We start from the raw sequence: 15,770 nt of genomic DNA, 5'->3' as shown, positions 1-15,770 counted from the left end.
AATTTATTTTTTTGAATATTACCCACTAGACTTATTAATAATAATATGCAACAATCAAAACATAAATAAAAACTTACTCTCCGCGCCTCTGCGTGAAAAAAATCCAGATTAGAAATGACATCCTCCAACATCCCCCACCAGCTAGAAAGCCGCATAGCCACACTAACACCTGAAAAACGAGTCTTATTAGCAAAAATACTCATAAAACAAGCCAAATTCAGCAAATCCATCCCACCGCGCAGCCAAAACACCAAATTACCGCTTTCCCTAGCACAAGAAAGACTGTGGTTTATCCATCAACTCGACCCTAATAATTCAGCTTATAATATTGCAATTAATTGGCAATTAACAGGAAACCTGCAAATTCCGATATTATTAGCCAGCTTACAAACAATAATCCAACGCCACGAAAGCCTACGCACTGCTTTTCCATCCCAAGCAGGTAAACCTTATCAAGAAATTACCCCAACCGTTAACTTACAATTACCAATTATTGACTTACAAGACTTACCCCAACACCAGCAAACACAAGCAGTTGAAAATTTAGCCAAAGTAGAAGCTAGTCAATCCTTCGATTTGACTCAAGCGCCTTTAATGCGGGTGAAAATCATCCGCCTCGCACCAGATCAAGCCACCCTACTACTAACCCTACACCATATTATTGCTGATGGGTGGTCACGGGGAATTTTATTGCGTGAGTTAGCAACTTGTTACCGCGCCTTGGCAGTTGGAGAAAAACCATCCTTACCAGCATTAACGATTCAGTATGCGGATTTTTCCTTATGGCAGAGAGAATGGCTAGAAAGGGAGGAAATGAAAACGCAATTAGCGTATTGGCGACATAAGTTAGCTAATTTGCCAACTCTAGAACTACCAACAGACTACCCACGCACCGCACTACAAAAATTTAACGGCAAAATAGAGTCTTATTTATTACCAAAATCCCTATTAGAATCTTTAAAAAACTTGAGTAAGCAGCAAGGTGTAACGCTGTTTATGTTGTTGTTAGCAGCTTTTAAAATTTTATTACATCGCTATTGTCAGCAAGATGAAATTGTTTTAGGAGTACCCAGTGCGAACCGTAATCATCAACAAATACAAAGTTTAATCGGTTTTTTTGTCAACACCTTAGTATTACGCACAAATTTAGCTGGAAATCCCAGCTTTACAAACATCCTAGAACGTATACGCACCACTGCCGCAGAAGCATTTGAGCATCAAGAAATCCCCTTTGCCAAAGTTGTAGAAGCACTGCAAATAGAACGGGATTTAAGCCATAATCCCTTAGTGCAAGTGATGTTTCAGGTACAAAATGAAGCTTATCAGTTGCAGAATGATTCCCAGTTAGATTTAAAAATACCAGACTTAGAAATTCAGCAAACTTGGGTAGAAACTGGTGCAACCAAATTTGACTTAACTTGTCATTTGGTGGAACGTTCGGAAGGTTTGCTAGTGGTGATGGAATATTGTACAGATTTATTTCACCAACAAACTATCACTCGCATGATTCAGCACTTGCGAGTCATATTAACAGCTATTGTGGAAAATCCCGTCCTGAAAATTGCTGAAATCCCCATTCTCACCCCCCAAGAACAACATCAAATCTTGGTAGAATGGAATCAAACCGAGGTAGAATATCCCCAAAAGTGCTTACATCAACTATTTGAGGAGCAAGTTAAGCACACACCTGATAGTATTGCTATTTGTGATCAAGAACAAACCCTTACCTATCAAGAACTCAACAGCAAAGCTAATCAACTCGCCCATCATTTACGCACATTAGGCGTAGGTTGTGAGTCTTTAGTGGGAATTTATCTGGAAAGTTCACCAGAATTAATTATAGCATTACTAGCCGTTCTCAAAGCTGGAGGCGCGTACATACCCCTAGATAGTAAACTTCCTCCCGAACGTTTAGCCTATATGCTGGGGGATGCTAAACCGGAAATTCTACTCACAATGGCTACATCGGTGACACCAGACTATCAAGGGATTGTACTCTGTTTAGATCAAGATTGGGAAGCGATCGCCCAACACCCAGAATACAATTTAAACAACATAGTTACAGGCGAAAATCTCGCTTACATCATTTATACATCAGGTTCAACGGGTAAACCAAAAGGTGTAATGTTGACCCATAAAGGATTAGCAAACTATCTACAATGGGCAATTCAAACCTATCCAGTAGATTTAGGAGTGGGTGTACCTGTACAATCTGCCATTAGTTTTGATGCCACAATTACCAGTTTATATACTCCTTTACTCGTTGGAAAAGCAGTAATATTGCTACCAGAAGCCGAAGAAATAGAAGCACTAAAAAACGCCCTCAGTTCTGCAAGCAATTTTAGTTTAGTTAAGCTGACACCTGCCCATTTAAGCATACTATCTCAACTTCTACCCCAAAAAGTGCAAGCAGGACAACCCCAAGCATTCATCATTGGTGGGGAAGCACTAACCGAACAACATTTAGAATTTTGGCGGAATTACTTCCCCCAAACAAAGTTAATCAATGAATATGGACCCACAGAAACCGTTGTGGGATGCTGCATTTATGATGCCACACCAGAAAAATCCAGCAACGGTAATGTACCTATTGGTCGTCCGATTGCCAATACACAACTTTATATTTTAGATCGTTATTTGCAACCTGTACCCATTGGCGTACCAGGAGAACTCTACATAGGTGGTGCAGGAATCGCCAGAGGTTACTTAAATCGCCCCGAATTAACCGCAGAAAAATTTCTCCGCGCCTCTGCGCCTCTGCGAGAGAAAACCCTATACAAAACAGGCGATCGCACCCGCTACCTAAAAGATGGTACAATAGAGTACCTGGGTAGATTGGATGATCAAGTAAAAATTCGCGGGTTTCGGGTCGAACTGGGGGAAATTGAGGCAATTCTCAAAACTCATCCCTCAGTGCAAGAAGCAGTAGTCATCCTACGAAAAGATCATCCCCAGCAGTCCCAATTAGTAGCTTATCTTGTCGGAAACCAGCAAACGGTAGATTTTCGGCAATATCTAGCGACAAAATTACCAGCTTATATGCTACCTTCAGCTTTTGTATGGTTAGAAAAATTACCATTGACAACCAACGGAAAAGTTGACAAACAGCAACTTCCACAACCCGCAGTTAAACCAAAGTCAGAACAAATCGCACCACGTAACTCCATAGAAACAACACTCGTACAAATCTGGACAGAAATTCTTGGTTCTAGCGTTTGTATTCATGATAACTTCTTTGAGCGTGGGGGAGATTCCATCCTCAGTATTCAAATGGTAGCTAAAGCGAATCACGCAGAGATGAAATTAACACCCAAGCAATTATTTCAACATCAAACCATCGCTGAACTAGCTACAGTAATTGAAATTGCACCCACAACCCAAGCAGAACAAGGAATTGTGACGGGAATAGTCCCCTTAACGCCGATTCAGCATTGGCTGTTTGAGCAAAATTTGCACAAATGGGATCATTTTAACCAAGCTGTGATTTTGGAAGTAGCAGCCGATTTAGATGTAAAATATTTGCAACAGGCAATTGAGGAATTAGTAATACATCATGATGTATTGCGTTCTTGTTTTACAACTACCTTAGATGGTACATGGGAAAAAAATATAATTCCCAGCTTAGAAAACGAAGGGATGCTAACAGTTGTTGATTTACAAGAATTAGCAAAAAACCAACAAACACAGCAGATTGAATCAATAGCATCTCAACTGCAAGCTAGTTTAGACTTAGCTAATGGAATATTATTTAAAGTAGCCTTGTTTCAATTGGAAATCGGTGAAAATAATCGCCTATTATTTATCATTCACCATTTAGTAGTTGATGGAGTTTCTTGGCGAATTTTGCTAGAAGATTTAGTCACAGCCTATCAACAGCTAAAAGCTAATCAAACACCAATACAATTACCAGCAAAAACCACATCTTTTCCAGAATGGGCGCGAAACTTGGTGAATTACGCCGAATCCGATCATGTCGCCACATTCAAAACTTGGTTAGAAATTCTCCCTAAACAATTACCCCAATTACCTTTAGATAACATTGACAAAGGTGATAACAATATTGCATCTCAAGCAGAAGTTCAAATTAATTTAGATATCAACCAAACTCGCGCTTTACTAGAAGCAGTACCCAAGGCTTACAACACACAAATAAATGATATCTTATTAACAGCTTTAGCACTAAGTTTTAGTCAATGGACAAAACAACGTTCCTTACTGATTGACCTAGAAGCTCATGGACGAGAAGATTTATTTACCAACATAAACATTAATCGGACAGTAGGTTGGTTTACAAGTATTTTTCCAGTATTTTTGGAATTGAAAAACACCAACGAACTGGAAATAAATTTAAAATATGTAAAGGAACAACTGCGACAAATTCCCCAAAAAGGTATGAGTTATGGACTTCTGAAATATTTAAGCAAAAATAAAAATCTGTCCCAGACTTTACAAGAACTACCCCAATCTGCTATTAGTTTTAATTACATGGGACAAATAGATTTATCTACCTCCCAAAGTTGGATTTTAGGACTAGCAAAAGAATCAACAGGATTATCTTCTAACCCTCTAAATCCGCGCCGATATATATTCAATATCAACGCTTGGATAGCCCAATCTCAGTTACAAATTCAGTGGCGATACAGTCGTAATTTACATGACACAGCCACAATTGAAAATTTAGCCCAGCAATACATTAAAACATTACAAGCACTCATTCAACATTGCCAATCATTAGAGAATAGTGGTTACACACCATCTGACTTTGCCGGTGCGCGGTTGAATCAGCAACAACTCGACAAATTATTAAACAAACTTCAACCCAAAGAAAGGAAGTGAAAGTGGAAAGCAGCATTATTGACATCTACGAACTTTCTCCCATGCAAGCGGGAATGTTATTTCATACCTTGTATGCTCCCAATTCAGGCGTATATTTTGAGCAGCGTAATTGTCTCATTCGTGGTAATTTGAATTTAGCAGCTTTTCGTCAAGCTTGGCAGCGTGTAGTTGAGCGTCATTCAGTGCTGCGGACTGCTTTTCATTATTCAGAGTTAGAAAAACCATTACAAGTAGTATATGAAAATGTAGAATTACCTTGGCAAAATTTAGATTGGTGTGGTTTAGAAGATACTGTACAACAAACTAAATTAACTGAGTTTTTAGAAAGGGATTATAATTCTGGTTTTGATTTAAACCAACCTCCCCTCATGCGTTGTGCTGTAATTCGCTTAAAGTTTAATAAATACCAGTTTATCTGGAGTCACCATCATTTACTCATGGATGGTTGGTGTAACGGGATTTTATTAACAGAAGTTTTCAGACTATATAAAGCATTTTGTCAAGGGCAAGATGTAACATTACCACCTCCTACACCTTACAGTAATTATATTCTTTGGCTACAGCAACAAAACCCAGAACAAGCGGAAAATTATTGGCGTAAGCATCTTCAGAATTTTACAGCGCCCACAGTTTTGGGGAATAGAGAAAATAACCAATCCTCAATTCTCAGTCAACAGTCAACACTCAACAGTCAACAAACTGAACAACTACAAAACTTTGTCCGTCAGCATCATCTTACCGTCAATACTTTAGTCCAAGGGGCTTGGGCGTTATTATTAAGCCGTTATAGCAGTGAGAATGATGTATTGTTTGGTACTACTGTTTCCGGTCGTCCTCCAGAATTACCGCAAGTAGAAAGGATAGTTGGTCTATTTATCAATACTTTACCTGTGCGGGTTTATGTAGATGGTGAAGCAAAATTAATACCTTGGCTGGAAAAATTGCAAGCGGAACAGGTAGAAAGAGAACAATATAGTTATAGTTCTTTGGTAGATATTCAAGGTTGGAGTTCCGTTCCTCGCAGAATATCTTTATTTGAAAGTTTGCTGGTATTTGAAAATTATCCAGTGTCGATAGAATCAATCATCAAAAGTTTTGATCAGACTCTCCAAATTGAAGATACCCAAGGATTTGAAAAAACAAATTATCCTCTAACACTAACAGTAATTCCTGGAGAGGAGTTGTTATTTAAAGTTAGTTATGATATTTCTTATTTTGATGCAGCAACGATTTCGCGTCTTTTAGGACATTTGGAAACTTTGCTGTTGTCAATGGTGAAAAATCCTGACCAAAGGCTTTCACAGATATCAATTTTAACACCGCAAGAAAAACAACTAATATTAGAAGAGTGGAATAAAACTACACAAATATATCCGAATCTGTGCATTCATCAGCTATTTGAAGCGCAGGTGGAAAGAATACCTGATGGAATTGCGTTGGTTTTTGGTGGGGAATCTTTTACTTATCGAGAACTTAATATTAAAGCTAATCAACTGGCTCATTATTTACAAGGTTTGGGAGTGAAACCGGAAACTCCTGTGGGAATTTGTCTGGAACGTTCCCCGGAAATGATCATTTCTATGTTGGGGGTTCTCAAGGCTGGGGGGTTCTATGTACCTTTAGATCCGGCTTATCCTGAAGCACGATTACAGTATATTTTGGATGATGCAAAAGTGGGGGTAATGCTCACGCAGAGACGCAGAGGCGCAGAGGAGGAAGGGAGGATCGCACTACAATCTATTGAGAATCCTATCAGTGATGTTACAGCAGAAAGTTTGGCTTATGTGATTTATACTTCTGGGTCTACGGGGAAGCCTAAGGGGGTGATGATTGAACAGCGATCGCTCACTAATACTATCACGGCTTTGCAGCAGGAGTTGGGAATATGTTCTACAGACCATTGGTTAGCTATTACGACTATTGCTTTTGATATTGCGGCTTTAGAGTTGTTTTTGCCTTTAATTGTCGGTGCGCGAGTGATTTTAACACCGCAAACAGCTTTGGCTGATCCCTCGCAGATAGCAGCTATCATGGAACAGCAGCAAGTGACGGTGATGCAAGCTACCCCGGCTACTTGGCGTTTACTTATCGCTCATGGTTGGACTGGTAAAGCAGATTTAAAAATTCTCTGCGGTGGGGAAGCTTTGGATCAGTCTTTAGCGCAGCAATTGTTATCATCTGGTCAAGAGGTGTGGAATCTCTACGGTCCGACGGAAACAACTATTTGGTCAGCAGCACAAAAACTCATTCCAGATGAACCCGTTACCATCGGTCATCCCATCGCCAACACCCAATTTTACATCCTTGATCAACATTTACAACCAGTCCCCATCGGTGTACCCGGAGAACTATACATTGGCGGTGTAGGAGTCGCCAGAGGTTATTTAAATCGCCCCGAATTAACAGCAGAAAAATTTCTCATTCTCCGCGCCTCTGCGTCTCTGCGTGAGAAAACCCTATACAAAACAGGCGATCGCACTCGTTATCTACCTGATGGTACAATTGAATACTTAGGAAGGGTTGACAATCAAGTAAAAATACGAGGGTTTCGGATTGAGTTAGGTGAGATAGAAGAGTTACTCAGCCAACATCCAGAGGTAAAAGCATCTGTTGTGATTATGACAGAAGATACAACAGGGGATAAACGATTAGTTGCTTATATTGTCTCACAAATATCAAATCTGCGGCAATATTTGGCAAAACATCTGCCAGATTACATGATTCCTTCTCAATTTATCACCTTAGATGCACTGCCATTAACTCCTAACGGTAAAGTTGATCGTCGTGCATTACCAAAACCACAATTCAACACATTATCAGAAATAATTGTACCACGCACACCCACAGAAGAATTACTGCTGAATATTTGGCAAAATATATTGAATTTAAATGCAGTGGGAATTACAGATAATTTCTTTGCTTTGGGTGGTCATTCCCTATTAGTTATTCGTCTAGCTTCCCAAATTCAGCAGGTATTTGGGGTAGATATTTCGTTAAGACAAGTATTTGAAAAACCGACAATTGTTGAATTAGCAACGTTAATTAATTCTTCAAAAATATCTCTATATAGCTCAATTTCTGTGAGGCAAAATACAGATAAAATATTGCTTTCTTTTGCTCAACAACGTTTGTGGATGTTGGCGCAGATTGAACCTGAAAACCCATCCTACAACGTAGCTGCTGCTTTACGACTTACTGGTGATGTAAATGTTAATATCCTGACGCAAAGTTTTAAAGAAATTATCCAGCGTCATGAAGTTTTGCGTACCAGTTTCCTGAATATTAATGGACAAGGGGTAGCAGTAATTAAACCGGAAATAGATATCAATATCCCAGTTGTAGATTTAAGTTTTCTTCCTTCATCTCAACAACAGCAACTTGCAAAACAAGAAAGTCAGCAACCTTTTAATTTAGAAAAAAGTCCACTTTTACGAGCAAAATTACTATATTTGAATCCTCACGAATACATTTTATTATTGACCATGCACCACATCATTACCGATGGTTGGTCAATTAATGTATTCGCCCAGGAAATAGCGAGTATATATCAAGCATTTTCTCAAAAACAACCTTCTACCCTTACACCATTAAAAATTCAATATGCTGATTTTGCAGCTTGGCAAAGGTCACAAAGTGATAAATTTAATTATCAACTTGAATATTGGGAACAACAATTAGAGTCAGCGCCAGAACTATTAGAATTACCTACAGATTATCCGCGTCCAGCTATTCAAACATTTCGAGGTCAGCGTCATAGTTTTACAATATCTGGGGAATTAACAGAGAAAATTAAACAGCTTGGTCAAGAAACGCAAACTACATTATTTATGGTAATGTTTTCGGCGTTAAGTATCTTGTTACATCGCTATAGTCAACAAGAAAAACTCGTCATTGGTAGCCCTGTAGCGAATCGTCATTATCCTGGTACAGAGGGATTAATTGGTTTTTTTGTGAATACTTTCGCGCTCTTGATTTCCCTAGAAGATAATCCCAACGTGGCGGAATTATTACCACGGGTTAGGGAAATTGTGTTAACTGCATATAGCCATCAAGATGTACCATTTGACCAGGTAGTGGAAGCTTTGAATGTGGCGCGCTCTTTGAGTTATTCACCCTTGTTTCAAGTTATGCTGATAGTTGAGAATGCACCAACTCAGCCAATAGAAATTCCTGGTTTGCGTTGGAGTCCCCTAGAAATTGATAGCGGTACTGCAAAATTTGACCTCACCTTGATGATTGCGGAAACAGACGCAGGTTTACAAGGTAAATGGGAATATAACTGTGATTTGTTTACAGAAACAACGATTCAACGTTTTACAGAACATTTCCAGAATATTTTGTTAGGAATGACTTCTGAAGCAAGTCAAAAAATCTCTGATTTACCTTTGATGAGTGAGGGAGAACTTCAGCAAATTATCAATTTTGGTGGTTCAATTACAAATCCTATATCTTATAGCATACAAGAATTATTTGAGCAGCAAGTCGCAAAATTTGGTGATGAAATTGCAGTTATTTGTAATCATCAAACTATTGGGACGGGGGATGAAAAAACGAACCACAGAGGACACAGAGGTCACGGAGGAAGAGGAGTTTGGGAGAGTTTTTGCGTAAGTTCTATTACTTACAGCGAACTCAACGCGAAAGCTAATCAACTTGCATATTATCTCAAATCTTTGGGAGTTCAGCCAGAAGTAGCTGTAGGAATTTGCGTTCACCGTTCCCTAGATTTTATCATTGGTATTTTAGCAATTCTCAAAGCTGGTGGTTTTTACGTTCCCTTAGACCCAACTTATCCCCAAGAACGTCTAGAATTTTTAATTGAAGATGCTCAAATACAGGTAATACTCACCCAACAACAACACATCCCCCAATTACCCGATTTACCTATCTTCTGTTTTGATACAACAAATTTAGCGCCATATCTCACAACCAACCCAGTCAACCAAACCACACCCGAAAATCTCGCCTACGTCATGTACACTTCTGGTTCTACAGGACTTCCCAAGGGTGTATGTATCCCCCATCGTGGTGTCGTGCGACTTGTCAAAAATTGCAATTATGTAAATTTAAGTGCTGATGAAACCTTACTTCAAGCCGCACCCATAGCTTTTGATGCTTCTACATTTGAAATTTGGGGAGCATTATTAAATGGTAGTCGGTTGGTGATTTTATCTAGTCAACAACCCACATTAGCAGAAATTGGCGAGGCGATCGCACAACATCAAATTACTACTTTGTGGTTAACAGCCGGCTTATTTCACCTGATGGTAGATGAACATCTTGAAAGTTTAAAACCAGTTAAACAATTAATAGCTGGTGGTGATGTTTTATCTGCTGTTCATATTAATAAATTGCTGCAAAATCATCCTGAATGTCGTGTAATTAATGGTTATGGTCCGACTGAAAATACTACCTTTACCTGTTGTTATACAGTTACCGATATCTGTGAGGGTAACACTGTTCCCATTGGTCGTTCTATCAATAATACTCAAGTTTATATTCTTGATAAGCACCTAAACCTTGTACCTGTAGGCGTTCCTGGTGAGTTATATATTGCTGGTGACGGACTTGCGCGTGGTTACTTAAATCAACCAGGTTTAACCAATGAAAGGTTTATTCAGCATCCTTTGTCTAGTCCATTATATAAAACAGGCGATCGCGCTCGTTACCGTCTTGATGGTAATATTGAATACTTGGGTAGATTAGACAATCAAGTAAAAATTCGAGGATTTCGCATTGAGTTAGGTGAGATAGAATCGGTATTAAATGGCCATTCAGCAGTAAAAGAATGTGTGGTTATTGTTCGTGAAAAACAACTCATAGCCTACTTTATCCCTTCAGATACTACACCAGATAATCTGCGAGAATTTTTACAACAACGTCTTCCTGATTATTTAATTCCTCACTTTTTTGTTGCTTTAGAAAGTCTACCTCTGACAGTTAATGGTAAGGTCGATAGACAGAAATTACCAGCACCGGAAATTACAAGTTTTCCAGATGGAACTAAACCGCGTAATGATATAGAAGCTAAGTTAGTAGAAGTTTGGTCATCGGTTTTGAAGTTGTCCCAAGTGGGTATTTATGATAATTTTTTCGCGCTTGGAGGGGATTCAATTTTAGCTATTCAGGTGATATCTAAGGTTAATCAAGTGGGATTACAGTTAACGCCTAAGCAGCTTTTTCAATATCAAACTATTGCTGAACTTGCATCAGTTGTTAGTCCTAATAAGTTGATTCCAAGTCAGGGGATGATTACTGGTGCTGTGCGTTTGACTCCGGTTCAATGTTGGTTTTTTGAGCAGGAGTTGGTGAATCAGCATTATTTTAATCAGGCTGTATTTTTGGGGTGTTCTGAGAAGTTAGAATCTGAGATTTTAGCTGAGGTGGTTAGAGGTTTGTTGTTACATCATGATATGTTGCGGTGTCAATTTGGATTTAAGAGTTTTCTCACGCAGAGGCGCAGAGGCGCAGAGAGAGAGAGGGGAGAGGTTGTTGAGATGGGGGGGGATGTTCCTCTGGTTTGTTGTGATTTGTCCGGTTTGTCTGGGAGTGAGCAGGATAGAGTTATTCAAGAGGTTTCTGGTGAAATACAGGCTAGTTTAAATATTGGTAATGCTCCTTTATTGAGGGTGGTTCATTTTGATTTGGGTGTGGTGTCTAGGTTATTAATTATTATCCATCATTTGGTTGTTGATGGGGTTTCTTGGCGGATTTTGTTGGCGGATTTTCAAATGGCTTATCAGCAGGTTTTAGCAAAACAAGCAATTACTTTACCTGCTAAGACTATTTCTTTTTTAAGTTGGGCGGAAAAGTTATATAATTATGCTCAGTCGGAATATCTTAAACAGGAATTAACATATTGGTTATCAAGGAAATATAAGGAAGTTACACAATTCCCAAAAAATTATTCTGATGGTAGTAATCGGGTAGCTGATGTTAAAGCTTTGACTGTAATGCTTTCTGTTGAAGATACTCAGGCTTTATTAACAGAAGTTCCTGCGGTTTACAATACACAAATTAATGATGTTTTATTAACTGCTGTAACTGCTACTATATCGAAATGGATAGATAATGATTTTGTGTTGCTTGATTTGGAAGGTTATGGTCGTAATTTTCCGGGTGAAGATATAGATATATCTCGGACTGTGGGTTGGTTTACAACAATTTATCCCTGTTTATTATCAAAAGAAAGTGATGATTGGGGAGAAATGCTGAAAGGGATTAAGGAACAATTACGCGCAGTACCTAATCAAGGGTTCGCTTATGGAATACTCCGCTACCTTGATGATAGTGAAGTAAGTCAACAGTTGTGGGATTTACCTCAAGCGGAAATCAGCTTTAATTATTTAGGACAATTAGATTTAGGTTTAGAAGCTGGAAAATTTAAATGGCTACCTTTATCTGGAACTACAAACCAAGATAAACAACAAACTCGACGTTATAGTATAGAAATTATTGGCTTTGTGCGAGAAAATAAATTACAGTTTGATTGGATATATAGTCAAAAGCAGTATCAACAAGCAACGATTTTGCAATTGGTAAATAATTTTCAGGAAGGATTACAAGCAATTATCAATCATTGTCGTTTACCAAATATTGGAGGTTACACACCTTCTGATTTTGAGTTAGCAAGTTTAAATCAAGAAACTTTGGATTTAGTAATGGAGATGATCAGTTTTGAAACGGAGGGTATGGAATGAATACTAATTTAAATCGCCAAAATATAGAAGATATTTATCCCCTCTCTCCTTTGCAACAGGGTATGTTATTTCATAGTCTGTATGCACCTGATTCTGGTGCTTATGTGGTACAGGTAAGTTATGAGTTACATGGTAATTTAAATATTCCCGCTTTTGAGGCTGCTTGGCAATATTTAATCAATCGTCATTCTGTTTTACGCACGGCTTTTGTTTGGGATAAGCTAGAAAAGCCTTTACAAGTAGTTGGTAAGCAAGTAAAATTTCAAATTACTCATCTTGATTGGTGTGATTTTACTATTCATAAACAACAGGAATCTTTAAAAGTTATCCTACAAAAACAGCGCGAACAGGGGTTTAATTTGTCTCAAGCCCCCCTGATACGGATGATACTGATTCAGTTGAAATCTGAAGTTTATCAATTTGTTTGGAGTTATCACCATTTATTATTAGATGGTTGGTCTGTTCAGGTGCTTTTAAAAGAATTTATTGTTATTTATCAAGCATATATTCAACAACAAACTCCTGTTTTATTCAACTCACGTCGCTATCGTGATTATATTGCTTGGTTACAGCAACAAAATTTGGCGGAAGCTGAGGTTTTTTGGAAACAGCAATTACAGGGTTTTGTATCGCCAACACGGTTAAATGTTGATCAAAATATAGATGTTCGTCCTGATAATTTACATAGCCATTATCGTGAAGAAAATATTCAGCTTTCAGTCGAATTAACTACCAAACTGCAAACCCTAGCCAAACAACAACAATTAACCATCAATACCTTTATCCAAGGTGCTTGGGCGTTGTTGTTAAGTCGTTATAGTGGTGAAAAAGATGTTTTATTTGCTATCGTTAGTGCTGGTCGTCCCAGTTCCCTGAATGGTGCTAATACAATGGTGGGATTGTTTATTAATACCTTACCATTTCGGGTGTTAGTTTCTTCTGAAGAGACACTATATCAATGGCTGCAAAAACTACAAAATCAGCAAGTAGAAATACGGCAATATGAATATAGTTCTTTAGTAGATATTCATCGTTGGAGTGAAGTTTCACCATCCATACCACTGTTTGAAACCTTGGTGGTATTTGAAAATTATCCCATTGAACCCGCGCTGAAACAGTCTTTAGAATCTTTGGAAATTCGCAATATCCAAGGGTCGGAACAGACGAATTATCCTCTGACGCTGTATGCAGTGGTGGATTCTCAGCTTTCTTTAAGGATTTTATACGATCGCGATCGCTATCACAATACCACCATCACCCAAATCTTAGAACAGTTAGAAACTCTGTTGTTAGGAATGACACAGGGTAATTGTACTTTATCCGCACTACCATTTCTCAGTCCCACACAACAACAAATACTCATTGACTGGAACGCCACTACACAGGAAATTTCTCACCAATGCGTCCATGAAATCATCAGTCAGCAAGCACAACAAACACCAGACGCGACAGCAGTTGTATTTGCAGATAAAATCCTAACTTACGCCGAATTAAACGCCAAATCCAACCAAATCGCCCATTATTTACTACAACTAGGAATCAAAGCAGAAGACAGAATAGGGGTTTGTTTAGAGCGTTCATCGCCATTATTGATTATAGCCTTATTGGGTATCCTCAAAGCTGGTGCAGCATACATACCCCTAGACCCCACCTTCCCCCCAGAACGTCTGCGTTTTATGATGGCAGATGCAGAGTTAAGATTATTACTTGCACAGGCATCTTTAGCAAATATTATTACTGATAAAATAGCAACGATTAACCTCGATGAATTAGAGGAAAAGATTAATCAACAGCCAATTTTTGACCCACAAATTAAAGTAACGCCGGAACAACTAACTTATTTAATTTATACATCGGGTTCAACAGGACAACCAAAAGGAGTGATGATTGAAGGGCGATCGCTCGTCAACATTTTAACCGATCTGAAACAAAGATTATCAATCACCCCTAACGACAAACTTTTAGCAGTCACCACCATCGCCTTTGACATCGCCGCCTTAGAATTATTTTTACCTTTAATTACAGGCGCGCAGGTAGTTTTACCTCCCCAAACCCTCGACCCCAGCCAACTTGCAACCTGCATAGAACAACATCAAATTACCATCATGCAAGCCACCCCTGCAACTTGGCGGTTACTTCTAGCCAGTGGTTGGGAAGGTAAACAAGACTTGAAAATTCTCTGTGGTGGGGAAGCATTAGATAATACCTTAGCCCAACAACTATTATCCTGCACCCAAGAAGTCTGGAATCTTTATGGACCAACAGAAACAACCATTTGGTCAGCAGCAAAAAAACTCAGTATAGACGAACCCGTAACCATCGGTCATCCCATCGCCAACACCCAATTTTACATCCTAGACGAACATTTACAACCAGTCCCCATCGGCGTCCCAGGAGAACTCTACATTGGTGGATACGGTGTAGCCAGAGGATATTGGAAACGCCCAGACTTAACAGCAGAAAGATTTCTCCTCAAAACTCCTCTCTGCGTCTCTGCGCCTCTGCGTGAGAAAACCCTTTACAAAACAGGCGATCGCGTCCGCTACTTAGAAGGTAAACTAGAATACTTAGGCAGATTAGATTATCAAATCAAAATTCGTGGTTTTCGCATTGAACTAGGAGAAATAGAGGCTGTAATTACACAACATCCCCAAGTAGAACAAGCAGTAGTCACCCTGCGAGAAGATGAACCAGGAGAACAGCGTTTAGTAGCTTATATAGTCTCCCACCCTGAGATTATTCAAACAGAACTACGCGCATTTTTAGGAGAAAAACTACCTATATATATGATGCCATCGGCATTTATCTTATTAGAAAAATTCCCTCTCACCCCCAACGGTAAAATAGACCGCAAAGCATTACCAAAACCCAACAATTTGCATTTAGCTATCACCGACAATTTCCTACCACCACAAACAAAAATTGAGCAAGCGATCGCTGATATTTGGCAACAAATACTAGCCATAGAAAACATCAGTATTCATGATAACTTCTTCGACTTAGGAGGACATTCATTATTAATAGTCAGAATGCAAGGACAACTACACCTAAAACTAAATCAAAACATTCCCCTAGTAGACCTATTTCGTTATCCCACTATCAATTCCCTAGCAAAATACCTAACACAAAACACCCCACCACCAGATAAAGAAATAGAACACAGAATATCCCAACAACAAACCGGAAAACAAAGACTTCTCCAACAAAGAAAATCCAGACTAAAAAACTAACCCT

Annotated in this window: 3 protein-coding genes; all 3 read left to right on the top strand. The window is 38.8% G+C overall.

Annotation, left to right across the window (positions count from 1 at the left end; translation table 11 throughout):
- The first annotated feature begins 114 nt into the window (after positions 1-114).
- From VB711_RS06805 to VB711_RS06795, 3 genes are read left to right on the top strand one after another with little or no spacing between them, the layout of a single operon-like run.
- On the top strand, positions 115-4,836 hold the full coding sequence (locus VB711_RS06805) for a non-ribosomal peptide synthetase (RefSeq protein ID WP_323285059.1): 4,722 nt from the start codon (positions 115-117) through the stop codon (positions 4,834-4,836).
- Positions 4,837-4,877: 41 nt separating this feature from the next.
- Positions 4,878-12,536: an amino acid adenylation domain-containing protein gene (locus tag VB711_RS06800; protein ID WP_416233567.1), complete on the top strand. Its 7,659-nt coding sequence runs from the start codon at positions 4,878-4,880 to the stop codon at positions 12,534-12,536.
- Complete coding sequence (locus VB711_RS06795) at positions 12,533-15,766, top strand: amino acid adenylation domain-containing protein (RefSeq protein WP_323285057.1); 3,234 nt, start codon at positions 12,533-12,535, stop codon at positions 15,764-15,766. The genes VB711_RS06800 and VB711_RS06795 overlap by 4 nt, the downstream gene beginning before the upstream one ends.
- The last annotated feature ends 4 nt before the right edge of the window (positions 15,767-15,770 follow it).

This window comes from Cronbergia sp. UHCC 0137, from assembly GCF_034932285.1.
Taxonomy (GTDB): Bacteria; Cyanobacteriota; Cyanobacteriia; order Cyanobacteriales; family Nostocaceae; genus Cronbergia.
The sequence above is the reverse complement of the archived record's forward strand: the minus strand, read 5'-3'. Positions and strand labels throughout refer to the sequence as shown.

Bases quoted from the DNA above. Each gene is read 5' to 3' on its own strand.
- VB711_RS06800 (WP_416233567.1), top strand. From the start codon at position 4,878: ATGCAAGCGGGAATGTTATTTCATACCTTGTATGCTCCCAATTCAGGC.
- VB711_RS06805 (WP_323285059.1), top strand. From the start codon at position 115: ATGACATCCTCCAACATCCCCCACCAGCTAGAAAGCCGCATAGCCACA.
- VB711_RS06795 (WP_323285057.1), top strand. From the start codon at position 12,533: ATGAATACTAATTTAAATCGCCAAAATATAGAAGATATTTATCCCCTC.